Genomic DNA, 24786 nt, shown 5'->3' on the forward strand with positions numbered 1-24786 from the left:
TCCCGCCAACTCTGGACCGCATCGCCCGCATCGACGCAGAAGGACTTGTTCCCCCGTGAACGGATCGGACTCTGCCACCGCAATGCGGTCGCGTCAGAGGAATGCGACAGGTTGCCGGAATTTTCCTTCTGATGGACTACCAGGTCGGTCGCAGCGGGAAGCCGTTCCTCCCGTGCTCGTCCACCTTCGCCGCCAGCACGTGGTGGAGCTGGATCTCGTTGCGCTCGAACGCCAGCCGCGACCCGGCCATGTAGAGGCCCCACACGCGGCAGGTGCTCTCGCCGACCTCGGCGACGCACTCGTCCCAGTGCTCGGCGAGGTTGGCGCACCAGCCCGCGAGCGTGCGGGCGTAGTGGAGGCGGAGGTTCTCCTCGTGGTGGACCTCGAGCCCGGCGTCGTGGACGGCGGTCACGATCCGCCCCGGCGCCGCGAGCTCGCCGTCGGGGAAGACGTAGCGGTCGATGAACTCACCCGTCCTCGTGGACTGGGTGCTGTCCGCGCGGGTGATGCAGTGGTTGAGGAGCCGCCCACGCGGCTTGAGCTTGCCGCGCAGGAACGAGAAGTACGGCGCGTAGTTGCGCACGCCGATGTGCTCGGTGAGACCGATCGAGCTCACGGCGTCGAACTCGCTCTCCTCGACGAGCCGGTAGTCGAGGTGCCGGACCTCCGCCAGGTCGTCGAGCCCCTGCCGCTTGATCTCCTCCTGCGCCCACGTTGCCTGCTCCCGCGAGAGGGTCACCCCGAGCGCCTTGACGCCGTACTCCTTGGCGGCGTGGCGGACCATGCCGCCCCAGCCGCAGCCGACGTCGAGCAGCCGCTGCCCCGGCTCCAGCCCGAGCTTGCGGGCGACCAGGTCGTACTTCGCGAACTGCGCCTCCTCCAGCGTCGCGGACTCGTGGGGGAAGACCGCGCAGGTGTAGGTCATCGACGGGCCGAGGACCAGCTCGTAGAACCGGTTGGACACGTCGTAGTGGTGGTGGATCGCCTCGGCGTCGCGGCCCAGGCTGTGGCGCAGGCCCTGGACCACACGGCGGACGCGGGACGGCGCCTCCTGCGGGGGCGGGGGCGGCGGCACGAGGTTCGAGGCGCCGAGCGAGCGCACCATGGTGACGAACTCGGCCGGCGACGGGCGACGGAACTTGACGCCCTCCTTGAGCACCACCAGCGCGTCGTAGGGATCACCCGGGTGGGTGCCGTAGAGCTCGAGGTCGCCCGCGACGTAGGCACGGCCGAGCGCGAGGTCGGGGTCCGGCGAGCTCATGAGGTAGTTGAGCCCGCGGTCGGTGGCGATGTGGAAGCGGTACGGCGCGTCCTCGGGGCCGGCCGCGCTGCCGTCGTAGGCGGTGATCCGGAGCGGGAGCGGCTCCCGCGTCAGGCTCTCGAACGCCTCTGCGATCGAGAGCCTGGCCTTCCTCGGGGTCGGGGTCATCAGTGGCTCCTCACGGCCTTGTCGTAGAGAGTGGTCAATCGGTCTTCGGGGTCGTAACGCCGCTTCACCGCGGCGAGCGCCGGCCCGTTGTAGAGCCGGTCGAAGGTGTCGCGGTCGTAGAACGCCTCGGAGTAGAGGCTCTTGTGGCCCCCGAGCTGGTGGACCTTCTCCTCGATCGCGCGGTTCTTCGGAGAGTGGACGGCATCCGCCCCGACGTGGACGGTGCCCCAGAAGCCGACGTTGACGTAGGTGAGCCCGGGCTCGAGCGGGTAGGCGGTCCAGCTCCTTCCGTCGGTCGAGCCTGTCGAGAGCAAGGGGCAGATCCACACCGGCCGCATGCCGACCTCGGCGTCGAACCAGTCGAGGAACTCCGGCAGCCGGTCGACGGGCACCTCGACGTCCTGGACCACGCGCTCCCGCAGCGGGCGGCCGGCCCGACGGTCGAGCCGGTCGGCGATCGCGAACCTCCGGTCGAGCTTGAGCAGCCGCATGTAGACGTCGGATCGCCGTCGGCTGGCCGGCCAGAGCCGGCGCACCACGGGGTGCTGGGCGTAGAACGCGCCCGAGCACCAGAACCAGTCGGTGTCCCACCGCCAGAGATAGTCGTAGATCGTCAGCAGGTCCGTCTGCTTCTGCTGGATCGACCGGAAGTAGATCTGCTGGCCGGTGTAGTCGGACGGGGTCGACCGCCCCGGGTCGTCGGTCCAGCGCGCCAGGGTGAGGTAGTACTCCCCCGGCGCGAACGCGACCCCGTCGAGGCCGTCGACGGGCGCGCCGTCGTAGGCCCTCGTCTGGGTGATCTCCTCGATCGTCTTGGCGAGCAGGCCCGGGTCGTCGTACCGGACGTGCCGGAGCGCGACGTACGGCGCCACCCGCTCGAGCTCGATCCGGAGCCGGGTGGCGTAGCCGAGACTGCCGTAGGAGTTGGGGAACGCGTCGAACAGGTCGTCGCCCGGTCGCGTGGTGACCACCTCACCAGCGCCGGTGAAGACGTCCATCTCGAGCACCGACTCGTGCGGCAGGCCGCTGCGGAAGCTGGTCGACTCGATGCCGAGACCCGTCACCGCTCCGCCGAGGGTGATGGTGCGCAGCTGCGGCACGACCAGCGGCATCAGGCCGTGCGGGAGCGTGGCGTCGACGAGGTCCTCGTAGGTGCACATCCCCTGCACGTCGGCGGTCGGCGGTCCCTCGGCCGGGTGAGCATCGATCTGGATGACGCCGGTCAGCCCGCTGACGTCGAGCCCCGGCGCGGTGCTGGCGGCACGCGCACGGAAGAGGTTCGTCGTCTGTTTGGCAAGGCGCACCGGCTCACCCGGCCCGATCGCGGAGTATGACGCCGCGAGCCGCGCGACTGCCGCTGCGTGACCCTCCCAAGCACGGTCTTGCATGCCTCGAAACTACCGCGACCCGGCGACAATCCCGTTATCGATTTTCGGACGACTTGATGCGACAACATGTCGCCCGACCGTCGTCCGCAGGCCGAGCTCGGGATCAGACGGGAAGCGAGGTCGCGATCCTGCCGCGCGGGTCGCCGACGTGGACCACGACCCCGCCGGCGCCGGCGAAGTCCGCCAGCGCCGCGCGGTCGGCCTCGGCGAGCTCGCCCGACTCGCCCAGGACGACGACGGCGTCCACCCCCGTCGAGCCGGATGCGACGGCCATCGCCACACAGGCGTGCACTGCCGAGAGCCGGAGGGACGGGAGGTCGACGGTGGCGGCGGCGTAGGTGCGGCCGTCGGTGTCGCGTGCCGCTGCGCCCTCGGCCGCGCCGATCCGGGCGCGGGTGGCGCGCGCGAGGGTGACGAGCTTCTTGTCCTCGGCCGACAGGTCATCCATGGCGGCGATTATCCCGAACCCGTCGGGGCGGTCTCCGCCCGCGCCCGGTAAAAGGTGGTCTAGATCGCCTCGCAGATCCCGACGCCGGGTTAGCGTCGTGGAGCGACGTCCCGGCTCGGGCCAAGGTCTCGCCCCACATATCCGAGGCACCACGAAGGATGGGGACACGATGCTCCCTCGCTTGCTCCCGAGCCCACGCGCACAGATCACCACACGTCGAGCCCTCGCGATCGCGGCTCTCGCGGTCGGGATCGTCGCTCCGACGACCGCGCTCGCGCCACCGGCGAAGGCCGTCTCCTCCTGCTGGTTCGAGCCCGCCACCATCGTGGGCGCCGGCACCATCCACGGCACGCCCGGCGACGACGTCATCATCGGCTCGGCCGGGGCCGACACGATCTACGGCGGCGGCGGCGAGGACCGCGTCTGCTCCCTGGGCGGTGACGACTTCCTGTACGGCGAGGCGGGCTACGACCGCATGGGCGGTGGCGCCGGCAACGACACCCTCGAGGCAGGGGCCGAGGGCGCCCGGCTCAGCGGCGGTGCCGGGGACGACCATCTCACCGGGGACCAGAATGCCCCCGCCGCCCAGACCGAGTGGATCAGCGGCGACTCCGGCAACGACCACATCGTCGGGGGCACGGGCAGCGCGTTGCTCTACGGAGGGACCGACAACGACGAGATCCTCGGTGGTCCGGGAGACGACATCATCGGCGCGGGTGGCGGTGACGACAACGTCTCCGGCGGCGACGGCACCAACCGGATCGACGGAGGTGCGGGCAACGACGTGATGATCGGCGGCGCCGACCGGGACTACATGTACGGGCAGTTCGGCGACGACCGTCTCGAGGGTCGCGGTTGGGCAGACTTCCTCAACGGCAACGCCGGACTGGACACCATCCTCGGTGGTGTCGACGATGACCAGATCCGCGGAGGCGAGCACGCCGACGTGCTGAACGGCGGTCCGAACTACGACAAGATCCTCGGCGGAGTCGGTGACGACAGGATCCTCGGCGCCACCGGCGGCGACGACCTGTACGGCGAGGCCGGGGCAGACGAGATCGCCGGCGGCGACGTGCGCGACAGGATATGGGGCGGCGCCGGGAACGACGTGCTCGAGGGTGGTCCCGGCGACGACCGCCTCCTGGGCGAGGAGGACGACGACTTCCTCTACGGCCACGACGGCAACGACTACCTCAGTGGCGGCACCGGCACGGACCACCTCAACGGCGGCCCGGGCACCAACACCCTGGTCGACCCCTGACGACCTGACCGGGTCACCCCGCGGAGGTGCGCTCCTCGGACTCGGCCGAAGCCGGCTCTAGCAGCCGGATCCGGACGGTGCCGACCTTGTTGCGACGGCCGGCCGGCTGCTCGGCCTCGAAGCGCAGCCCGTGGCACTCGACGGAGGAACCGGGGATCGGGACCTTGCCGAGGTGCTTGGCCATCAGGCCGCCGATCGAGTCGACGTCCTCCTCCTCGACGTCGAACCCGAAGATCTCGTCGAGGTCGTCGATCGGGTAGCGGGAGGAGACCCGGACCTCGCCGTCGCCGAGGTGCTCGACCTCGATCCCCACCTCGTCGTACTCGTCGGTGATCTCGCCGACGATCTCCTCGAGCAGGTCCTCGATCGTGATGAGGCCGGCGGTGCCGCCGTACTCGTCGACCACGATCGCGATGTGCTGGCGCCGGGCCTGCATCTCCCGCATGAGGTCGTCGACCGGCTTGGAGTCCGGCACCCAGACCACGGGCCGCATGATCTCCTCCACCCGCTGCGTGAGCTCGACGTCGGGCGCCTCGAAGTCGCGGCGGACGACATCCTTGAGGTAGGCGAAGCCGCGCACGTCGTCGAGGTTCTCGCCGATCACCGGGACCCGGGAGAAGCCGGACCGCAGGAACAGCGACAGCGTCTGCCGGAGGTTCTTGTAGGACTCGATGTAGACGACGTCGCCGCGCGGCACCATCACCTCGCGGACGGTGGTGTCGCCGAGCTCGAAGACCGAGTGGATCATCTTGCGCTCGCCCGACTCGATGACGGCGGACGCCTCCGCCATGTCGACGAGCTCGCGGAGCTCGGTCTCGGTCGAGAACGGGCCCTCGCGGAAGCCGCGGCCCGGAGTGATGGCGTTGCCGATCATGATCAGGAGCTTCGGGAACGGCCCGAGGATCCGGGTCAGCGCCCACAGCGGCGCGGCCGACCACAGCGCGACCGACTCGGCGTGCTGCCGGCCGAGGGTGCGCGGCGCCACGCCCACGACGACAAAGGAGACGACGAGCATCGCGCCGGTGGCGAGCCCGACCCGCGCCCAGAAGGACTGGTCGACGTACTCCGTGACGAGGACGGTGACCAACACGATCGCCGCGATCTCGCAGAGCATGCGGACGAAGAGCGCCGTGTTGAGGTACGGCGGCGCGTCGTCGAGCACGACGACCAGCCGCTGCGCGCCGGTGCGCGCCTCACCCTCGAGCTCGCCCGCGCGGGCGCGGGAGAACCCGCCGAGCGCGGCCTCGGCCGCGGCGAAGAGTCCTGCCAGCACCACCAGGACGGCCGCGGTGACGAGCAGCCACAGGTCCCCGGTCGACATCGAACGACCCCCGGCCTCAGCCGGCCGTCGAGGCGCCGGCGCGCCACTGCGCCAGCAGCTGGTCCTGCAACCCGAACATCTCCTTGTGCTCCGCCGGCTCCGCGTGGTCGTAGCCGAGGAGGTGCAGGATGCCGTGCACGGTCAGCAGCTCGAGCTCGGGGACAGTGCCATGGCCGGCCGCTTGGCCCTGCCGCTCGGCGACCGCGGGGCAGAGCACCAGGTCACCGAGAATCCCCTCCTCGGGCTCCTCGGTCACCAGGCCGGGCCGGAGCTCGTCCATCGGGAAGGCGAGCACGTCGGTCGGGCCCTCCTTCTCCATCCAGTGCTCGTTGAGCTGCGCGATGGTCTCCTCGTCGACCGCCTTGATGCAGAGCTCGGCGAGCGGGTGCACGCGCATCTGGTCCATCACGAACCTGCTGAGCCGTGCCAGGTGCTTCACGTCGACGCCGGTGCCGGACTCGTCGAGGACCTCGATGCTCACGAGGGAATCATCCATCGCGGCGCTGTGGTCGCGCGACCGGGGCGACCTGGTCGGCGCGCGCGTCGTACACGTCGTAGGCCTCGACGATCCGGCCGACGAGCTTGTGGCGGACCACGTCGTGGGCGGTCAGCCGGACGAAGGTGAGGTCGTCGACCCCGTCGAGGATGTCCTCGACGATCCGCAGGCCGGAGGTGGTGCCCGACGGCAGGTCGACCTGGGTGACGTCGCCGGTGACCACGATCCGGGAGCCGAAGCCGAGCCGGGTGAGGAACATCTTCATCTGCTCGGGCGTGGTGTTCTGAGCCTCGTCGAGCACGATGAACGAGTCGTTGAGCGACCGGCCGCGCAGGTAGGCCAGCGGGGCGACCTCGATCGTGCCGGCGGCCAGCAGCTTCGGGATCGACTCCGGGTCGATCATGTCGTGGAGCGCGTCGTAGAGCGGCCGCAGGTAGGGGTCGATCTTCTCGCTCAGCGTGCCGGGCAGGAAGCCCAGCTTCTCCCCCGCCTCGACCGCCGGCCGGGACAGGATGATCCGGTTGACCTGCTTGGACTGCAGCGCCTGCACGGCCTTCGCCATGGCCAGGTAGGTCTTGCCGGTGCCCGCCGGGCCGATGCCGAAGGTGATCGTGTGCTTGTCGATCGCCTCGACGTAGCGCTTCTGGTTGAGCGTCTTCGGGCGGATCGACCGGCCGCGGTTGCTGAGGATGTTGAGCGACAGCACGTCGGCGGGCCGCTCGGTCGTCTCGGCACGCAGCATGGCTGCCACGCGCTCCACGGTCTCGGGGGTGACGCCCTGGCCGGTGCGGATGATCGCCACGAGCTCGTCGAGCAGGCGCTCGGCGAGCGCGACCTCACCGGGGTCACCGAGCAGGGTGATCCGGTTGCCACGAACGTGGATCTCGCAGCCGAAGCCGCGCTCGATCATGGCGAGATGCTCGTCGCCGGGGCCGAGCAGGCTGACCATGTCGATGCTGTTGGGCACCACAACGGTGTGCCGGGTCTGGTGCGTCGGTGTGTTGGTCATCCTTGCCCTGGGATCGGGCGGCCTTTCCGGTGTGGCGACAGAGGTCATTCATGCTACGCCCCCTCAACGCCCGGCCCGAGCGAGTTAATCCGCCGGGAGTAGTTCGGGGCGCGTACCGTTGCCGCATGGCGCAACCGGACGAGTACGACGACGAGCCGGTCGAGCTCCTCGACGACTCGGCCGAGCCGGACTGGTTCCCGGGCAACCACCTGCCCGCGGACGCCCGGAGGCTGGGCCTCACGCACCACGTCCCCGACGGCGCGCTGCTCGACTTCGCCGGGTCGCTCGACGGCGCGAAGCCCTACCACCGGTTCGCCGCGTGGCTGCTGCTCGTCGTCTTCGGCCTGCCGGTGCTCTTCGCCCTGATGCGCCTGTTCCAGGCCCTCTGATCAGCCGGGCGGCCAGGTCATCGTCCGCCCGCCGAGGACGTGCAGGTGCGCGTGGAAGACGGACTGGTGCGCGGCCGGACCGGTGTTGAGCACCATCCGGTAGCCCCCGTCAGGCCCGTCCAGACCCTCCTCGGCCGCGATCTCCCGCGCCGCGTCGAAGAGGTGCGCCGCGGTGGCGGGCTCGTTCTCGGCGAGGGCGGCGGCGTTCGGGTAGTGGCTGCGCGGGATCACCAGGACGTGCGTCGGAGCCTGGGGGTTCAGGTCACGGAAGGCGACCGTCGTCTCCGACTCGTGCACGATGGTCGCCTCGATGTTCCCCGAGGCGATCTTGCAGAACAGGCAGTCCGGGTCTGTGGGAGAGGTCACCGTCGTACCTTCCCAAATGGGGGCGCGCCGACGTCAACCCAACCGCCGGGACCCGCGTGGAACTAGCGTGACCGCCTATGCAGCGACTGCCGGGATCGCGCCGCACCCCGCCTGGGAGATCGGCGTGACCGACGCGCGCCCCGACGCCCAGTCGAACGCCGAGTCGAACGCCGGGTCGGACGCGGACGCCGCGGTCGAGGCGCTGTACCTCGCGCACTGGGACCAGCTGGTCCGGCTGTCGGTGCTGCTCGTGCACGACAAGGGCATGGCCGAGGAGATCGTCCAGGACGCGCTCGTCGCCGTCCACCAGAAGTGGGACCGGCTCACCGACCACCACAAGGCGCTGGCCTACCTGCGCCAGGCCGTGGTCAACCGCTCCCGGTCCGCGCTGCGGCACCGCGGCGTCGTCAGCCGTTACCTCGCCCGCCAGCACACGCCCGAGTCGGCGCCCGGCGCCGACCAGCCGGTGCTGGGCGACAGCAGACGACAGATGGTCCTCGACGCGCTCCAGGAGCTGCCCCGCCGCCAGCGCGAGGTGCTGGCGCTGCGCTACTACCTCGACCTCTCGGAGGCGGAGATCGCCGAGACCCTCGGCATCAGCCGCGGTGCGGTGAAGAGCCACGCGTCCCGCGGCGGCGCCGCCCTGCGGCCGATCCTCGAGCGACTCGGCCCGGACCTGAGGGCCGACGGATGAACGACGACATGGACCACGAGGACCGGCTGCGCGCGCTCTTCCACGACGCCGTCTCCGACGTCGAGCCGCGCGACCGGCTGGCCGACGTACGACGGCGGACCCGCGCGCGTCGTACGTCCGGTGGGCGGCACTGGGCGCCGCTCCTCGTCGGTGCGGGTGCGGTGGCGGCGACCGTCGTGGCCGCGACGTTCGTGTTCGGCGGTCTCGGCGACGACCCGGAGCCGGACCACGACATCCCGATTGCCGGCACGTCCTCGACGGACGGCCCGACCACGGCTGCGGCCGGCGTCTACTTCGTCGGGGAGACCCCGACCGGTCCGCGGCTGTTCCGGGAGTTCCAGGCGGTCACACGGACCGCCGACCCGGAGCAGAAGGTCCTCTACGCGCTCCAGCGACTGACCTTCGACCTGGGCCCGCGCGATCCCGACTACCGCACGCTGTGGCCGTCGGACTCGTTCAGCGCGGTCCGGCTCGAGGACGACCGGATCGTCGTCGAGCTCGGCACGGACGGAGCCCTCACCGGCGACTCCGGCCTGGGACGGCTCGGCGTCCAGCAGGCGGTCTACACCGCCGAGGCGGCCCTGGGCGAGAGGTTGCCGCTGGCCTTCGAGTGGAACGGCGAGCTGGCCCGGGAGGTGCTGGGGCTCTTCGTGGCAGCGACCGTCGACCGCGACTCGTCGTTCGCGCTGACCGCGCCGGTCAACATCAGCGACCCGTCGGAGGGGCTCCGCGTCGACGTGGACACCTGGAGCGCCAACGGCACCATGTCGACCAACGTCCGCCGGGTCGCGTGGACCCTGTCGCTCGACGGCGACGTCGTCCTGCGGGGCCGTGCGGAGCCGGCTGCGATCGACGGTCCCGACGCCCGGGCGACCCTCGGCGCTCCCGGCTGGGAGACCGGGGAGATCGACCTCAGCGGCCTCGCCCCGGGTGACTACGTCTTCGAGGTCACGGGCCTCGACGTCGGACAGACGTCCGACGCCGCCCGTGAATTCAGCGACACGCGGACCATCACCGTCCGCTGACCCCCTCATGACAGCAAGGATCAAAGCCATGAAGCGCCACACCTTCCCCCTGGCCATCACCGCGACGCTCGCCGCCCTCGTCCTGACCGCGTGCGGTGAGGACGAGCCGTCCGGCTCGGCCGACGACCCGGCCTCGTCTCCGACGCAGAGCGAGAGCGAGCCCACCACCTCGGCTCCCGTCTCGACCCCGACGGAGAGCCCGACGACGAGCGACACGGCGACGGCGGAGACCGTCGAGGCGCCGATCTTCTTCGCGGCCGACACGGCGAACGGCCAGGGCCTCTTCGCCGAGGTCCGGACGATCGAGGCGGACAACCCGCTCGAGGAGGCGGCCGCGATCATGGTGGCCGGCGACGCGAACGACCCCGACTACCGCACGCTGTTCCCGGCCGGGTCCTTCGAGAGCATCGAGTACGACGGCGAGAAGTTCGTCGTGACCGTCCCGGACGACGGCTGGAGCACCCGCGCGCCGGGGATGAGCAAGGCCGACGCCGAGCTCGCCGTCCAGCAGCTCGTCTACACACTGCAGGCCGTGGAGGGCGCCGAGGTGCCCGTCGTGGTCGCCCCCACCGGGCTCCTCTTCGGGGTCGACGCCTCGACCATCGGCGCCGCCGACGAGCTCGACGTGCGCGGCCTCGTGAACGTCCTCTCCCCCGGTGAGGGAGAGACGGTCAGCGGCTCGTTCACCGCGTCCGGCGAGGCGAGCTCGTTCGAGGCCACCGTGCCGTGGGAGGTCCGTGACGAGACCGGCGCCACGGTCCTCGACGGGTTCGCCACAGCGGAGGGCTGGCTCGACGGGCTCTACCCGTGGGAGACCGAGGTCGACGTCAGCGGCCTCGAGCCGGGCACCTACACGTTCGTGGCGATGACCGACGACCCGTCCGGCGGCACCGAGGGCCACGGCCCGACCGAGGACACCAAGACGATCGTCGTCGAGTGACCCTCTGCCCGCCTCGCGGCCGCTGAGGTCGTCACCTCGGGGAACCGAACTCCAGGTGGTGCCGCAGCTGCTCCAGCCCGGCGACGAGGTGGCGCCCGGCGATGCCACGCGCGATGCGCTCGGCCAGGCGGCCGAGGACCAGGCCGCCGAGCTCCACGGTCATCGCCATCGTCACCGTGGCGCCGTCCGGGTGCTCGGTCACCTCGACGAGCATCGAGTGGCGGGTGCCGCGCACCGACTGCCAGGTCAGGGTCGGCGCCGCGCTGACGACGTGGACCCGGCCGCCCACGTGGATGGCGCCGATGTCGAGGAACATGTCCCACTCCTCGGTGCCGTCGTCGAGGCGGCCGATGAACCGGAACCGGCCGAGACCGGCCACCAGCGGCAGCAGCACGCCGGGGTCGGTGGCGACCTTGGCGACCACGTCGAGCGGACGTCGTACGACGACCGACTCGGTCGCGGTCGTCGCCATCAGCCCAGCACCGGGAGGATCGTCCGGGCGGCGAGAGCCGAGAGTGCGACCTGCATCGTGGAGGTGACGTAGTCGTAGGCGTCATCCCAGTCGGGCTCGTCGCCGTACCTCTCCTGCAGGTCGATCGGCGGCAGCACCTGCATCCGGATCTTCGCCGGGAGCGGGAGGTGCGGCAGGCCGCCGGGCAGCAGGCCCCACGGGATGCTGAGCGTCAGCGGGACGGACTTGATCCGGAGGAACCTGTCGAAGCCGAGCGCCTTCGCCGTCGCGCGGCCGTCGTTGAGGACGAGGACCGTCTCCTGGCCACCGGTGGCCACGACCGGCACGATCTTCACCCCGGCGTCGTGCGCGAGCTTGAGGAAGCCCTTGCGGCCGTCGAAGACGATCCGGTTGCGGTCGCGGGTGGGCCGGAGTGCCTCGACGTCGCCGCCGGGGTAGACCAGCACGTTGGCGCCCTGGTCGAGCACCTCGCGCGCCCGGTGCGGCCCGGCCTTGACCATGCCGAACTTGCGGGCCAGGTCGCCGATGAGCGGGGTGTCGGTGATGACCCGGTGCGCGAGGCCGATCAATGGGCGGCCCTCGACGGTGAAGTAGGTGTTGTAGGCCAGCAGGAACAGCCATGTGTCGGGCACGCTGGCGCCACCGCTGTGGTTGCCGACGAAGAGCACCGGCTCGTCGGGGACGTGCTCGAACCCGTCGACCTCCGCGCGGAAGTAGAGCTCGAAGGCGAGCCACAGCCGCGGCAGGATCCGGCGGATGTACTCCGGGTCGCGACCCTCGACACCGTCCGGCACCCGGTGCAGGGACGGGACACGAACCAGCGCCATCGCCCACCCCTCTCTCTGTCTGTGCGGAACATTAGTGTCTCCGGCATGCGTCTGACCCGGCAGCGCCTCAACCGCACCCTGCTGCTCCGCCAGCACCTCCTCGAGCGGGTCGCGACCGAGCCGGTCACGATGGTCCGGCACCTGGTCGGGCTCCAGGCCCAGGAGAACCTCCCGCCGTACCTCTCCCTCGCCGCGCGGCTCACCACGCTCGATCCCCACGAGGTCAGCGCACACCTCGAGGAGCGACGGCTGGTGCGGCTGCTGACGATGCGCGGGACCATCCACCTGCTGACCCCGGAGGACGCCGCCTCCCTGCGTCCGTGGGTCGCGCCGCGGATCGAGCAGGAGATCCGGGTCAGCCAGTCCATCGGCGACGCCCGGGAGATCCCGCGCCCGGAGGCCGAGGCCGCCCTGCGCGAGGTGCTGGCCGACGGGCCGCTGCCGCAGAAGGACATCGGCCTGCGGCTCGCCGAGCGGTTCCCCTACCCGGCCACCCAGCTCGGCCAGCTCGCCCGCTCCATCGCGCCCCTGGCCCAGCTGCCCCCGCGTGGCTGCTGGAAGGCGTCCGGCGGCGTGGTCTACGACTACGTCGACCGCTGGACCGGCGTGCCGATCGCCGAGCCCGACGTGCCGGACCTGGTCCGCCGCTACCTCCGGGCGTTCGGGCCGGCCACCGCCGCCGACGTCACTGCGTGGTCCGCCGTCACCCGGCTCGGGCCGGTGCTCAAGGGCATGGAGGACCTCGTGCAGCACGAGGACGAGGACGGGCGGGTGCTCTACGACGTCGAGGGCGCGCCGATCGCCGACGAGGACGCGCCGGCGCCGGTGCGGCTGCTCGGCACCTACGACAACGTCTGGCTGTCCCACGCCGCCCGTGACCGGGTCACCGATCCGGAGGCCCGGAGGTCGTGGATGGGCACCAACGGCGGGATCGGCAACACCCTCTTCGCCGACGGCTGGCTCGCCGGCATCTGGCGGGTCGTCGACGGCCGGGTCGAGGTCGACCGTCTCCACCGCCAGCTCACCAGGCACGAGACGGCGCAGCTCGACGAGGAGACCGCGCGGGTGGAGGCGCTGCTGGCGGCCTAGCCGCCCCAGCGCGGCGTCCGCGCCAGCAGCCCGGCCACCGCGGCGACCCCGGCGGTGGACGTGCGGAGGACCTCGTCGCCGAGTCGTACGGCGACCGCCCCTGCCGCGACGAACGTCGCCACCTCCTCGTCGGTGATCCCGCCCTCCGGGCCCACCACGACGACGATCTCACCGAGATCCGGCACGGCGAGCGCGCCGAGCGGCTCCGTCGCGTCCTCGTGCAGCACCACCGCGAGGTCGGCACCGCTGATGAGCGAGGCGACCTCGGCGGCGTTGGCGAGCGGATGGACGACCGGGTGCCAGGCCCGGCGGGACTGCTTGGCCGCCTCCCGGGCAGTGGTCTGCCACTTGGCGTGCGACTTCGCGGCCCGCTCGCCCTTCCAGACCGCGACGCTGCGGGTCGCGGCCCAGGGGACGATCCGCGCGGCGCCGACCTCGGTCAGCACCTCGACCGCCAGCTCGCCGCGGTCGCCCTTCGGCAGCGCCTGGACGACCGTGACCGACGGCGTCGGCTCGGCGACCTCGTCGAGCGCGGTCACCCGCACGTCGAACGAGCGCTTCGACGTGGCACTCACCTCGCCGGTCGCGACGACCCCCGCACCGTCGGCCAGCAGGACCGACTCGCCGACCCGCAGCCGGCGTACGACGACCGCGTGGTGGGCCTCGTCGCCCTCGACGGTCACGGTCGAGCCCGGCTCCACTCCCGCGAGGGACGGCACCAGGTGCTGCGGGAGGGTCATGGTCAGTGGCCGGTGAAGGCGTTGCGGAGCCGGCCGAACACCGTGCGCTGGGTCGCCTGCACCTGACCGTCGGGGCGCTCCTCGCCGCGCAGCGAGGCGAGCTCGCGCAGCAGCTCCTCCTGCCGCTCGTCGAGGCGGGTCGGGGTCTCCACCGCGACGGTCACGACCAGGTCGCCGCGCCCACCCCGCAGGCCGGGCACGCCCTGGCCCCGCACCACCGTCTGGTGCCCGGACTGGGTGCCAGGTGCGATGTCGAGGTGGAAGTCGGTCTCGAGCCCCGAGCCGGCAGCACCCTCGGCGTCGACCAGGTCCGCCTCGAGCGTCGGCAGGGTCAGCGCGGTGCCGAGCGCGGCTGCGGTCATCGGGACGACGACGGTGCAGTGCAGGTCGTTGCCGTGCCGGGTGAACGTCGGGTGCGGCGCCACCTGGATCTCGACGTACAGGTCCCCCGGCGGGCCGCCGCCCGGCCCGACCTCGCCCTGCTCGCTGAGCTGGACCCGGGTGCCGGTGTCGACGCCGGCGGGGATCTTGACGGTGAGGGTGCGACGCGCGCGGACCCGTCCGTCGCCGGCGCACTCGCGGCACGGGTCGGGGATCACCGAACCGAAGCCGCGGCAGGAGGGGCAGGGCCGCAGGGTGCGGATCTCGCCGAGGAACGAGCGCTGTACGTGGGCGACCTCGCCCTGCCCGTGGCAGGTCTCACACGGGATCGGGCTGCTGCCCGGCGCCGCGCCGTCGCCGTTGCAGGTCGTGCAGCGGATCGCGGTGTCGACCTTGAGCTCGCGGGACACGCCGAACGCTGCCTCGGCGAGGTCGACCTCCAGCCGGATCAGGGCGTCCTGGCCGCGGCGCGTGCGCTGCCGCGGGCCACGGCCCCCGCCGCCGCCGCCGGCCGCGCCACCGAAGAAGGCGTCCATGATGTCGGTGAAGGAGAACCCTGCACCCTGTCCGCCGAAGCCGCCACCGAACGGGTCGCCCCCGCGGTCGTAGGCCGCGCGCTTCTGCGGGTCGGACAGCACCTCGTAGGCAGCCGTCACCTGCTTGAACTGCTCCTGTGCGGCCGGGTCGGGGTTGACGTCCGGGTGGAGCTGGCGGGCGAGGCGCCGGTAGGCCTTCTTGATCGTGTCGCCGTCCGCGTCGCGGGCGACACCGAGGAGGTCGTACAGGTCCTGGCTCACGTGCTTCCTTGCTTCTCTGTGGGTTTCGTCAGGTGGGTTTCGCCGGCGGGCAGATCCGGGGTCAGCCCTCGTCGAGGATCCTCGACACGTAGCGGGCGACGGCCCGGACCGCCGCCATCGTGCTGGGGTAGTCCATCCGGGTCGGTCCGACGATGCCGAGCGAGGCGAGCGCGTCGTCGGGTCCGTAGCCGGTCGCCACCACGCTGGTGGACGAGAGCTGCTCGTAGGGCCCCTCGGCGCCGATCCGCACGGTTACCGCGCCCCCGCTGTGTGCCTCGCCGAGCAGCTTGAGGAGGACCACCTGCTCCTCCAGCGCCTCGAGCAGGGGCCGGACCGCGGAGTCGAAGCTGTCACCGAAGCGGGCGAGGTTCGCCGTGCCGCCGACGGCGATCCGCTCGTCGGAACGGTGGTCGCTCATCGCGTCGACGAGCGTCTCGACCACGGCCTTGGTGGCCGGCGGCGCCGGCTCGTCGCCGGTGACGAGCGCGTCGAGGGCGACGGCCGCGCGGGAGATCTGCTCGCCGGTGGCGGCGAGGTTGACCCGCGACCGCAGCGCCGCGAGGTCGTCGTCGGCGAGCTCGTCGGTGAGCTCGACCAGCCGCTGCTCCACCCGTCCGGTGCTGAGGATCAGGACGACCAGCAGGCGGGTCGGCGTCAGCGCCACGATCTCGACGTGGCGCACGGTCGAGCGCGAGAGCGTGGGGTACTGCACGACGGCCACCTGGCGCGTCAGCTGCGCGAGGACGCGGACCGACCGGTGCACCACGTCGTCGAGGTCGACCGCTCCGTCGAGGAAGGTCGCGATCGCCCGCCGCTCGGCGGCGGTCATCGGCTTGACGGTGGTCAACCGGTCGACGAACAGCCGGTAGCCCTTGTCGGTCGGCACCCGGCCCGCGCTGGTGTGGGGCTGCGCGAGGTAGCCCTCCTCCTCGAGCGCGGCCATGTCGTTGCGGATCGTCGCGGGAGAGACGTTGAGGCCGTGGCGCTCCACGAGGGCCTTCGAGCCGACCGGTTCCTCGGTCGCCACGTAGTCCTCGACGATCGCGCGCAGCACGGCGAGCCTGCGGTCCTCCTGCATCTCGCCTCCTTCTGGCACTCGGATCATCGGAGTGCCAAGAGTACCGCCGCCGCGGCCTGGCCCGTCCAACCTGCGACGTCCGCCCTGTCACTCGTCGGACTGTAGGTTAGCCTTACCTAAACTGAGCGAAGGAGTATCCGTGACCGTCGACAGCACCCGTCGGGCCGACCCGGTCCGCCTCGCCGCAGCGGCCCGCAGCATCCTGGCCTGCCCGCTCGACGTCCAGCTGGTCGTGGACGGCATCGACGACGTCACCGAGGGTCTCGACGAGGGCGGGTACGCCGGCGACGATGCCGGGCTCGACCTGCGCGACGTCGACGGACGCCCGGTCTTCAGCTGCCCGGCCGGCGCTCCCCTGGCTGCGGCCGCTGCCGAGGGCCGGAGCGCGGTCGTCACCCTGACCAGCGGTCTCGGGCGCCCCGGCTCCCCCGCCCGCGACGCCGCGGTCACCCTCGCCGGCCGGCTCGCCGTGGCCGACCGGGAGGACTGCCCGTGCTGCGACCGCGTGCGCGCCACGGTGTGCCTCGAGCTCGACTACGTCCTGCTCAGCCGGCCGAGCGCGCGGCCCGGCGAGCAGGTGCAGCAGCCGGTGCCGCTCGCGGCGTACCTCTCCCCCGACCACCGGCTCAACCGCGGGTTCCTCCAGCGCTCGGTCGACCACGCGAACCGGTGCCACCAGGACGAGCTGCGACAGGCCATCGCGACCACCACCGACACCCGGCTCCGCGACATCGTCGGCGTCCACCTCGCCGGGCTGCGGCCGGACCGGGTCGACGTCCGCTGGGTCGACGTGTCCGGCGCGCACGCCCGCACCCTGGAGTTCGGGCGCTCGGCGACCACGCCCGCCGAGCTCGGCCGGCTGCTGCGCGACCACCTGCACGCCGGCATGTGCTGACCGGCGGTACCGTCCACCCCATGCCGTTCGCCGAGATCGCCGACCGGGTGTGGGTCGCCCGCTACTCCTGGTTCGACGTCAACGTGACGCTCGTGGGCGGGTCGCGCGGCCTGGTCGTGGTCGACACCCACGCGTCCGCGCTCGCCGCCCGTGCGGTCGTCGACGACGTGCGCGGGCTCGGCGCCGGCGAGGTGGTCGCGGTGGTCAACACCCACGAGCACTTCGACCACACCTTCGGCAACGCCACGTTCCGCGAGGAGTACGACGCAACCCTGCCGATCCACGCCACCGACGAGGCCGCGGCGCGGACCCCTGCCGCCGGTGAGCGGGTCAAGCGGCGCTACGACGAGGCGGTCGACGACCCGCACCGGGAGGAGGTTCTCGCCACGACGATCGTGCCGGCGGACCACGTCTTCTCCTCGGCCAGCGTCCTCGACCTCGGCGACCGCGCGGTCGAGCTCGTCCACCCCGGTCGCGGCCACACCGGAGGCGACCTCGTCGTGCGCGTGCCCGACGCGGACGTGCTGCTGGCCGGCGACCTGGTCGAGGAGTCGGCGCCGCCCGCCTACGGGGAGGACAGCTTCCCACTCGACTGGCCGCTGACGCTCGACCTCGTCCTCAACCTGACCACGCCCGACACGATCGTGGTGCCGGGTCACGGCGCCGTCGTCGACCGTGCGTTCGTCCAGGACCAGCGCGCCGACATCGGCGTCGTGGCGGAGACGGTCCGCGACCTCGCCGGCCGGGGCGTGCCGGTCGAGGACGCCCTCGCCGCCGCCGAGTGGCCGTTCCCGCGCGAGGGTCTGGCGAACGCCGTACGCCGTGCCTATGCCCAGCTGCCCCGCGCGCAGAAGCGACTGCCGCTCATCTGACGCCGGTGCCTCGCGGGCGTGACGAACCTGCCCGCTCCGGAGGCCGCACCGGCATCGGCGCCAGCACCTCGAGCGGCTCCGCCTTGCCCTTGAGGGGCACGCTGCCCCGTGACACCAGCGGGACCTCGCGCTGCAGCATCGCCGCCGTCGCGGCCGTGATCAGCACGTCGTCGCCCGTCTGCCGGGTGGCGGCCTCCACCCGCGCGGCCACGTTCACCGGGTCCCCGATCACGCTGAAGTTCAGGCGACCGGCCCCGCCGATCGAACCGGCGACGACCCGCCCCGTGTTGACCCCGGCGGCGACGCCCAGCCCGGTGTCCCCGGCCTCCGTCGCCGCCACGATCTCGCAGGCGGCCGCCACGGCGCGGTCGGCATGGTCCGGGTAGAGCTCCGGTGCGCCGAACACGGCCATCAGCCCGTCACCCATGAACTTGTCGATGTGGCCGCCGTGCCGGTCGATGATCGGCACGATGCCCTCGAAGAGCCGGTTCAGCGTGGCCACGACCTCGGCGGCAGGTGCGTTCTCGGCGTACGACGTGAACCCGCGCACGTCGCAGAACATGATCGAGACGTCGATCTCGACGCCCTCCTCGGGGAACTGGCCGGACAGGATCAGCGCGGCGACCTCCTTGTCGACGTAGGTGCCGAACGCCGCGCGCATCTGCTCGCGCTCCTCGAGCCCCCGCGCCATCAGGTTGAAGTCGTGCGCGAGCTCGCCGAGCTCGTCACTGGTCATCACGGGCACCCGCGCCGTCAGGTCGCCGTCCGCGACCCGCGCCATCGCGTCGCGGACCCGCTCGATCGGGCGGGTGATGGCCTCCGAGAGCAGCACCGCCAACTCGTGCGAAAGCGCCAGACCGACACCGATGGACGCCGCGACCGCGAGGACCAGATGGTCCGAGCCCTCACGGCCGCCCACCAGGCTGGCCACGAGGATCCCGGTCGTGACCGTGTAGATGGACGGCCCCAGCCGGATCCGCTTGCGCACGGACACGCCCTCGCGGACGAACGCGAAGTCGTCAGGCAGGACCTTCGCGATGTCGGCCACCAACGGGCGCGACAGCATCTCGCCGGTCGAGTAGCTCATCACGGTGGCATAGGCAGCCGGCACGACCGTGGCCAGCAGGACGACGAACAGCTCGGGCCAGGTGAGGTCGAAGAGCACCACGCTGAAGATGCTGGTCGGGATCACGACGAAGGGGTTCACCCACCAGCTGTTGCGCCGGTACTGCCGGTAGGTCAGCGTCGTGGCGGTCTCCCAGGCGGAGACCGACTCCTGCGGCGTCGGATCAGAGGTGTCGTGCCAGGTCCGGATGGCGCAGAAGGCGGACCTGGTCCGCCAGCTGGCCGCCAGCACGGCGATCGCGGTGAGAACCGCTCCGAAGATCGCGAGCTCCCGGACGTCGGCCGGGTCGGCGTCGTAGTAGGACGCGATGATCACGACCGTCAGCAGGGCGACGAGCACGGAGACGAGCGCCTGGCCGATCGCCAGCACGAGCCAGTACCGCGATCCCAGGCGCTCGTACAACCACCCGGTGCAGCGATCGAGCACCCCTCGAGTGTGACCTCCGGCGCGGAATCCGTCCACCGAACGGGCGAACGGCGCGGCACCCGGGGCATAGCCCGATCGCCCCGTACGGTGGCCGGTCGTGACCGATCGCTACGGAGCAGACGTGCTGGCCGGGGACTGGAAGAGGCCGAAGAACGGGCGGGCCGTCGAGACGCCCGCCGAGATCGGATCGGTCGTCGAGGAGGTCACCACGGACTGGTGCGGCGAGATCGTCGCGGTCGACCGCGACCTCGACACGCTGACGCTCGAGGACCGGCGCGGGAAGCGCCGTACGTTCCCGCTGGGGCCCGGGTTCCTGCTCGAGGGCAGGCCGGTGATCCTGACCGCGCCGGCCCGCCGTACGAAGGGCCTCGACAAGCTCGACCACCGAGGGAGGCCCGGACGGACTGCGAGCGGCTCGGTCGCGGTGCACGGAGCCAAGGCCCGGGTGGCACGCGCGAGCCGGATCTTCGTCGAGGGCCGCCACGACGCCGAGCTGGTCGAGAAGGTCTGGGGCGACGACCTGCGGATCGAGGGCGTGGTGGTGGAGTACCTCGGCGGTGTCGACGACCTCGCCGACCACCTCGTGTCGTTCAAGCCCGGCCCGCAGCGCCGGGTCGGCGTGCTCGTCGACCACTTGGTCCGCGGCTCGAAGGAGTCGCGAATCGCCGACGCGATCATGCGCGGGCCCAACGGCCCGCACGTGCGCATCGTCGGCCATCCGTACGTCGACATCTGGCAGGCCGTGAAGCCCGACCGGCTGGGCCTCGAGGCGTGGCCGACCATCCCCCGCAACGTCGAGTGGAAGAAGGGCGTCTGCCAGCACCTCGGCTGGCCGCACCGCGACCAGGCCGACATCGCCCGCGCCTGGCAGCACATCCTGTCCAAGGTCGGCTCGTTCGCCGACCTCGAGCCGGAGCTGCTCGGCCGGGTCGAGGAGCTGATCGACTTCGTGACGGTCGACGCCGGCTGATCAGCGCAGGACCCGCCCCTGGGCATCGGTGAACCGCTTGTTGGTGAGCATCAGGATCCCGTCGACGACGCCCCAGATCCACAGCGGGATCGCCCACAGCAGGCCGATGAGGATGCAGGTGAACACCCAGCCGCTGACCGCGCCGATCAGCTGGATCAGCCCGATCGCCGTGTGCCCCGTGTAGAGCCGGCCGATGCCCGGGATGCCCATCATCGACGGGATCAGCTGCAGCAGGCCGGCGGTCAGCCGCTCCTTGTCGGAGAACGGCAGGCCCGACTCGGGGTCCATCTGGCCCGGAACCTTCGCGCCCGGCAGGGCGAATCCGCCCGGGACCGGCTGCGGGGTGCCGTACGGCTGGTAGCCCTGGCCCGGAGCAGCGGGCTGGTACGGCGCAGGCGGCGGCTGGTACGGCGCGCCACCGGTCGGGGGCGGCGGGCCCGTCGGAGCGGCCGGTGGCGGGCTCGGCGCGGCGGGCGGCTGCGTCGGCTCCGGCGGCCGGAACATCGTGATGTCCTCGATGGGCGGCCCGTCCGGCGGGCGCACGGCGGTCGGCTCCTCGGGCGGCGTCGGCGGGCGCTGGGTGGGCGGGGTCGCGCCCTCGTCGGGCTGGGACTGCTCGTCGTCGGCCATGCCCCGGACACTAGCCAGCCGTTCGCGTCGGCGGGGCACAACGCCGCCGAAAATCGTCCGATCAGACGAGCAGGTCGCGCACGACCGCGTCGGCGAGCAGCCGACCGTGCCGGGTGAGGACCACGCGGCCGTCGGCGTCCCACGGGCCGGGCTCGACCAACCCGCGGTCGACCAGGCCGGGCACCGCGGACCGCCCGCCGGCGTCGAGCACGTCGCCGGCGAGGCCCTCCCGGACCCGGACCTCGAGCAGCACCCGCTCCACCCGCTGCGTCTCCGCGCCCAGCACCTCCCGGGCGTGCGCGGGGCTGAGGCCGGAGCCGAGGCGGTCGCCGTACGCCGCCGGGTGCTTCACGTTCCACCACCGCACGCCGCCGACGTGGGAGTGCGCGCCGGGGCCGACGCCCCACCAGTCGGCACCGGACCAGTAGCCCAGGTTGTGGCGGCACCGGGCGGCGCCGCCGGAACTGTGGCGCGCCCAGTTGGAGACCTCGTACCAGTCGAGCCCGGCGGCCGTCAGCAGGTCGTCGGCAGCGACGTACTTGTCCGCCAGGTCGTCCTCGTCCGGCATCGGCAGCTCGCCCCGCTTCACCCGGCGGGCGAGCGCCGTGCCCTCCTCGACGATGAGGGAGTACGCCGAGACGTGGTCGGGCTCGCAGGCGAGCGCCGCCTCGACGGATGTCCGCCAGTCGTCCGCGCTCTCCCCCGGCGTGCCGTAGATGAGGTCCAGACTCACCTGGTCGAACCCCGCGGCCCGGGCCGCCGCGACGACGTCCGGCACCCGCGCCGGGTCGTGGGTGCGGTCGAGCGTCGCGAGCACGTGCGGGACGGCCGACTGCATGCCGAAGGAGATCCGCGTGTAGCCGGCCTCGCGCAGCCGGTCGAGGTAGGCGCGGTCGACCGAGTCCGGGTTGGCCTCCGTCGTCACCTCGGCGCCCGGCGCCAGTCCGAGCTCGTCGCCGATCGCGCTCAGCAGCCGGCGGAGGTCCTCCGGCGGGAGCAGGGTCGGCGTGCCGCCGCCCAGGAACACGGTCTCCACCGGGACGTCGGCCTCACCGAGCACCGAGCGGGCCAGCCGGACCTCGGCGATCGCGTGGTCGACGTACGTCCTCCGGGAGACGCCGCCACCGAGCTCCTCGGCCGTGTAGGTGTTGAAGTCGCAGTAGCCGCAGCGGACCGTGCAGAACGGGACGTGGACGTAGACCCCGAACGGCCGGCTGCCGAGGCCGGTCAGCGCCGACGGCGGGAGGCTGCCGTCGGCCGGCGCGGCTTCCCCCTCGGGCAACGCTGACGGCACCCGCCCAGTGTCTCAGAGATGAGTACGCGCACTCGTGCCGGCGACGGCCGCCGTTGCGAGGATCGAGGGCGCGTCGTTCGTCGAGCTGCGCGGGACGTGTCTGAGTCGTGCCGAGTTCGACGACTTCCTCGCCGGCCTCGGCATGGCGACCGGGGACGAGTTCGCGGCGGCACTCGCGGACGCCGGCGTCACACCGGAACGTTGAGCGTCGCGGTGTAGCCCTCGTCGACGGAGCCGGTGACCTCGGCCAGCCGGAGCGAGCACCCGTCGGCGTGGTCGTTCGCTTCACCGGTCATGGCGACCAGTGAAGCCCGCGTTGCTGTGCGGCTCCTGTGAGCCGACCGTGCTCAGCCGTAGAAGGAGTCGATGAGGTCCTTGTTGTTGGACTCGACGACGGCACGCTTGACCTTGAGGGACGGGGTGAGCTCGCCCGACTCGATGGTCAGGTCGTGGTCGAGGAGCTCCCACTTCTTGATGGTCTCCCAGCGGTTGAGCTGGCTGTTGAGCTCGTCGACGTAGTCGCCGATCATCGCGCGGACCTTCTCGGAGCGGACCAGCTCGGTGTAGGACTTCCCACCCATGTCGTTCTCGGCGGCCCAGCCGGCGATGGCGTCCGGGTCGACCGTGATCAGGGCGACCACGAAGTTGCGCTCGGCGCCGAACACCATGAATTGGCTGACGTAGGGGCAGATCGCCTTGAACTTCGCCTCGATCGACGGCGGGGCGATGTACTTGCCGCCGGAGGTCTTGAAGAGCTCCTTGATCCGGCCGGTGATCTTGAGGAAGCCGTCGGCGTCGAGCTCGCCCTTGTCGCCGGTGCGCAGCCAGCCGTCCTCGGTCATCGCCTCGGCGGTGGCCTCGTCGCGGTTGTGGTAGCCCGCCATCAGGTGCGGGCCCTTGAGCTGGACCTCGCCGTCCTCGGCGATGCGGACCTCGGTGCCCGGGAAGGGCTTGCCGACCGTGCCGATCTTGTAGTCCTCCGGGTGGTTGACCGTCGCGCCGGCGGCGTTCTCGGTCATGCCGTAGCCCTCGAGGATCAGGATGCCGGCCGCGTGGAACCACTGTGCGATCTCGGCGTTGAGCGCGGCCGAGCCGGAGATGAAGAACTTCACCCGCCCACCGAAGCGCTCACGGACCTTGGTGAAGACCAGCTTGTCGAAGACGCCGTGCTGGAGCTTGAGCGTCAGCGGGACGGGCTTGCCCGCCATCTTCAGCTGGTCGACCTTCGTGCCGACCTCGAAGGCCTTCTTGAAGATCTTCTCCTTGGCGCCGCCCTCGGCCGCCTGCATCGTGACGATGCGGGCGTGGGCCTTCTCGAAGATCCGCGGCGCCGCGCCCATGAACGTCGGCTTCACGACGCCCAGGTTGTCGACGATCTTCTCGACCCGACCGTCGATCGCGGTCGCGAAGCCGCACGCGAGCTGGGTCGAGAGGAGGACCTTGCCGAACGAGTGGGCCATCGGCAGCCACAGGAACTGCAGGTCGCTCTCGTCGAGGATGTTCTGCGCCTTGATCGCCTCGCCCTCGAACACCCACGCGCGGTGCAGCGTGCGCACGCCCTTCGGGCGGCCGGTCGTGCCCGAGGTGTAGATCAGCGTCGCCAGCTGGTCGGGCCGGATCTCCTTGCTGATCGACTCGATGGCGTCGGGGTGGTCGGCGAGGTAGGCGTCGCCGAGCTCGGCGAGGCCGTCCATCGAGAGCACGAAGTCACCGTCGGCGAGGGTGTCGTCGAACGAGACGACCTTGTCCAGCTGCGAGAGCTCGTCGCGGTGGGCCTGGATCTTCTCCAGCTGCGCGGCGTCCTCAGCGAACACGATCCGGCACTCGGCGTCACCGAGGATGTAGGCGGTGTCGTCGGCGCCGGTCGAGGGATAGACCGTGGTCGTCGCCCCCGCCGCACACATGACGGACAGGTCGGCGAGGATCCATTCGTACCGCGTCGAGGACGCGATGCCGACCCGCTGCTCGGGCTCGAGCCCGAGGGAGAGCAGACCGGCCGCGAGGCGGCGTACCTTGTCTCCCGCCTGCGCCCACGTGACCGACTCCCAGGCGTCACCGCGCGGGAATCGGAAGGCTTCCTTCGAACCAGAGGTGGCGACGCGGTCGAGGAACTGCGCCGCGACGTTCTGTGGCATGTGCTCGAGGAAACTCGTGTCGTGGTTGATGGGCATGACGCTCCTCATGCTCGTTCCGAGACCGACGGTGAATACTGCGTAACCTAGATCACCGGCGCCGCCCCCGGTAGCGGACCCCTCGGCGCGCGAGATATTCGTCGACTTTCCGGCGCGTTCCAGGCGGCGGTGGTCAGCGGCGCGGGGATATCCCGCCGCGCCGGACGACGAACCGGCGGCGCTCGTCCGTCACCTCCGCGGCCGCGAGTCCCCGCAGGCAAACGCTGTCAGCATGCGCGTCGGTCCGGTGGG

General features: G+C 71.8%; 26 protein-coding genes. 10 read left to right on the top strand and 16 right to left on the bottom strand.

All coding sequences use genetic code 11. From position 1 onward, the window contains the following. Positions 1-136: 136 nt before the first annotated feature. From F0U47_RS14860 to F0U47_RS14870, 3 genes are all read right to left on the bottom strand, one after another. A complete protein-coding gene (locus F0U47_RS14860) occupies positions 137-1429 on the bottom strand; it encodes an SAM-dependent methyltransferase (RefSeq protein WP_149751262.1) in 1293 nt (430 codons plus the stop codon). Beyond that, the gene (locus tag F0U47_RS14865; protein ID WP_149751263.1) at positions 1429-2817 is read right to left on the bottom strand and encodes an FAD-binding oxidoreductase; all 1389 of its coding nucleotides are present in this window, start codon (positions 2815-2817) and stop codon (positions 1429-1431) included. The genes F0U47_RS14860 and F0U47_RS14865 overlap by 1 nt, the downstream gene beginning before the upstream one ends. A 103-nt stretch (positions 2818-2920) precedes the next feature. Continuing rightward, a complete protein-coding gene (locus F0U47_RS14870; protein WP_149751264.1) occupies positions 2921-3265 on the bottom strand; it encodes a cytidine deaminase-like protein in 345 nt (114 codons plus the stop codon). Between the two features lie 169 nt (positions 3266-3434). Here F0U47_RS14870 and F0U47_RS14875 point away from each other — a divergent pair, with 169 nt between their 5' ends. Beyond that, positions 3435-4526 (top strand): calcium-binding protein, encoded by a 1092-nt coding sequence (locus F0U47_RS14875; protein ID WP_188111374.1) that lies wholly within the window; start codon positions 3435-3437, stop codon positions 4524-4526. Between the two features lie 13 nt (positions 4527-4539). Here the strand turns inward: F0U47_RS14875 and F0U47_RS14880 are convergent, their stop codons facing one another. From F0U47_RS14880 to F0U47_RS14890, 3 genes are read right to left on the bottom strand one after another with little or no spacing between them, the layout of a single operon-like run. Further along, positions 4540-5847 (bottom strand): hemolysin family protein, encoded by a 1308-nt coding sequence (locus F0U47_RS14880; protein ID WP_149751266.1) that lies wholly within the window; start codon positions 5845-5847, stop codon positions 4540-4542. Between the two features lie 16 nt (positions 5848-5863). Further along, the gene (ybeY, locus tag F0U47_RS14885) at positions 5864-6328 is read right to left on the bottom strand and encodes an rRNA maturation RNase YbeY (protein WP_149751267.1); all 465 of its coding nucleotides are present in this window, start codon (positions 6326-6328) and stop codon (positions 5864-5866) included. Between the two features lie 7 nt (positions 6329-6335). After that, positions 6336-7352: a PhoH family protein gene (locus F0U47_RS14890; RefSeq protein WP_149751268.1), complete on the bottom strand. Its 1017-nt coding sequence runs from the start codon at positions 7350-7352 to the stop codon at positions 6336-6338. 125 nt (positions 7353-7477) lie between these two features. Here F0U47_RS14890 and F0U47_RS14895 point away from each other — a divergent pair, with 125 nt between their 5' ends. Continuing rightward, positions 7478-7741 (top strand): hypothetical protein, encoded by a 264-nt coding sequence (locus tag F0U47_RS14895; protein WP_149751269.1) that lies wholly within the window; start codon positions 7478-7480, stop codon positions 7739-7741. Here the strand turns inward: F0U47_RS14895 and F0U47_RS14900 are convergent, their stop codons facing one another. Then, a complete protein-coding gene (locus F0U47_RS14900) occupies positions 7742-8107 on the bottom strand; it encodes a histidine triad nucleotide-binding protein (RefSeq protein WP_149751270.1) in 366 nt (121 codons plus the stop codon). It lies immediately after the preceding gene. 67 nt (positions 8108-8174) lie between these two features. Between F0U47_RS14900 and F0U47_RS14905 the strand changes: the two genes are divergently transcribed. The 3 genes from F0U47_RS14905 to F0U47_RS14915 are packed head-to-tail and all read left to right on the top strand — an operon-like array spanning position 8175 to position 10766. Then, positions 8175-8801 (top strand): SigE family RNA polymerase sigma factor, encoded by a 627-nt coding sequence (locus F0U47_RS14905; protein WP_246159642.1) that lies wholly within the window; start codon positions 8175-8177, stop codon positions 8799-8801. Further along, complete coding sequence (locus F0U47_RS14910; protein WP_149751272.1) at positions 8798-9826, top strand: hypothetical protein; 1029 nt, start codon at positions 8798-8800, stop codon at positions 9824-9826. Before F0U47_RS14905 ends, F0U47_RS14910 begins: the two co-directional genes overlap by 4 nt. A gap of 28 nt (positions 9827-9854) precedes the next feature. Continuing rightward, positions 9855-10766 (top strand): Gmad2 immunoglobulin-like domain-containing protein, encoded by a 912-nt coding sequence (locus tag F0U47_RS14915; protein ID WP_149751273.1) that lies wholly within the window; start codon positions 9855-9857, stop codon positions 10764-10766. Positions 10767-10797: 31 nt separating this feature from the next. On the opposite strand, the gene F0U47_RS14920 is transcribed toward F0U47_RS14915, so the two are convergent. Then, entirely contained in the window at positions 10798-11238 is a 441-nt protein-coding gene (locus F0U47_RS14920) for an SRPBCC family protein (protein ID WP_149751274.1), read from the bottom strand. Then, positions 11238-12065, bottom strand: a complete 828-nt coding sequence (locus tag F0U47_RS14925) for a 1-acyl-sn-glycerol-3-phosphate acyltransferase (protein ID WP_149751275.1) — start codon at positions 12063-12065, stop codon at positions 11238-11240. Before F0U47_RS14925 ends, F0U47_RS14920 begins: the two co-directional genes overlap by 1 nt. Before the next feature lie 45 nt (positions 12066-12110). Between F0U47_RS14925 and F0U47_RS14930 the strand changes: the two genes are divergently transcribed. Next, positions 12111-13154, top strand: a complete 1044-nt coding sequence (locus tag F0U47_RS14930; RefSeq protein ID WP_149751276.1) for a winged helix DNA-binding domain-containing protein — start codon at positions 12111-12113, stop codon at positions 13152-13154. On the opposite strand, the gene F0U47_RS14935 is transcribed toward F0U47_RS14930, so the two are convergent. From F0U47_RS14935 to hrcA, 3 genes are all read right to left on the bottom strand, one after another. Next, complete coding sequence (locus F0U47_RS14935; protein WP_149751277.1) at positions 13151-13894, bottom strand: 16S rRNA (uracil(1498)-N(3))-methyltransferase; 744 nt, start codon at positions 13892-13894, stop codon at positions 13151-13153. The two genes, F0U47_RS14930 and F0U47_RS14935, sit on opposite strands and share 4 nt — an antisense overlap. A gap of 2 nt (positions 13895-13896) precedes the next feature. Then, entirely contained in the window at positions 13897-15072 is a 1176-nt protein-coding gene (gene dnaJ, locus F0U47_RS14940) for a molecular chaperone DnaJ (RefSeq protein WP_149751278.1), read from the bottom strand. Between the two features lie 61 nt (positions 15073-15133). Next, positions 15134-16150: a heat-inducible transcriptional repressor HrcA gene (hrcA, locus tag F0U47_RS14945; protein WP_149751279.1), complete on the bottom strand. Its 1017-nt coding sequence runs from the start codon at positions 16148-16150 to the stop codon at positions 15134-15136. Positions 16151-16289: 139 nt separating this feature from the next. On the opposite strand from hrcA, the gene F0U47_RS14950 reads away from it, so the two are divergent. Continuing rightward, positions 16290-17045, top strand: coding sequence for a hypothetical protein (locus F0U47_RS14950; protein ID WP_149751280.1), 756 nt, complete (start codon positions 16290-16292; stop codon positions 17043-17045). A 20-nt stretch (positions 17046-17065) separates the two neighbouring features. Beyond that, positions 17066-17917, top strand: coding sequence for an MBL fold metallo-hydrolase (locus tag F0U47_RS14955; RefSeq protein ID WP_149751281.1), 852 nt, complete (start codon positions 17066-17068; stop codon positions 17915-17917). Here F0U47_RS14955 and F0U47_RS14960 read toward each other — a convergent pair. Then, entirely contained in the window at positions 17910-19469 is a 1560-nt protein-coding gene (locus F0U47_RS14960; RefSeq protein ID WP_149751282.1) for an adenylate/guanylate cyclase domain-containing protein, read from the bottom strand. The genes F0U47_RS14955 and F0U47_RS14960 overlap by 8 nt on opposite strands. A gap of 97 nt (positions 19470-19566) precedes the next feature. On the opposite strand from F0U47_RS14960, the gene F0U47_RS14965 reads away from it, so the two are divergent. Then, the gene (locus F0U47_RS14965; RefSeq protein ID WP_149751283.1) at positions 19567-20439 is read left to right on the top strand and encodes a DUF3097 domain-containing protein; all 873 of its coding nucleotides are present in this window, start codon (positions 19567-19569) and stop codon (positions 20437-20439) included. On the opposite strand, the gene F0U47_RS14970 is transcribed toward F0U47_RS14965, so the two are convergent. Both F0U47_RS14970 and hemW read right to left on the bottom strand, forming a co-directional pair. After that, positions 20440-21069 (bottom strand): TM2 domain-containing protein, encoded by a 630-nt coding sequence (locus F0U47_RS14970; RefSeq protein ID WP_223162794.1) that lies wholly within the window; start codon positions 21067-21069, stop codon positions 20440-20442. It lies immediately after the preceding gene. Positions 21070-21130: 61 nt separating this feature from the next. Beyond that, the gene (hemW, locus tag F0U47_RS14975) at positions 21131-22363 is read right to left on the bottom strand and encodes a radical SAM family heme chaperone HemW (protein ID WP_149751284.1); all 1233 of its coding nucleotides are present in this window, start codon (positions 22361-22363) and stop codon (positions 21131-21133) included. 34 nt (positions 22364-22397) lie between these two features. Here hemW and F0U47_RS21290 point away from each other — a divergent pair, with 34 nt between their 5' ends. Next, on the top strand, positions 22398-22568 hold the full coding sequence (locus tag F0U47_RS21290; RefSeq protein ID WP_188111375.1) for a hypothetical protein: 171 nt from the start codon (positions 22398-22400) through the stop codon (positions 22566-22568). A 142-nt stretch (positions 22569-22710) separates the two neighbouring features. Here F0U47_RS21290 and F0U47_RS14980 read toward each other — a convergent pair whose 3' ends face one another. After that, entirely contained in the window at positions 22711-24534 is a 1824-nt protein-coding gene (locus F0U47_RS14980) for an AMP-dependent synthetase/ligase (protein ID WP_149751285.1), read from the bottom strand. Positions 24535-24786: the final 252 nt, after the last annotated feature.

The sequence above is a fragment of the Nocardioides antri genome (genome assembly GCF_008373765.1).
Lineage (GTDB): Bacteria > Actinomycetota > Actinomycetes > Propionibacteriales > Nocardioidaceae > Nocardioides > Nocardioides antri.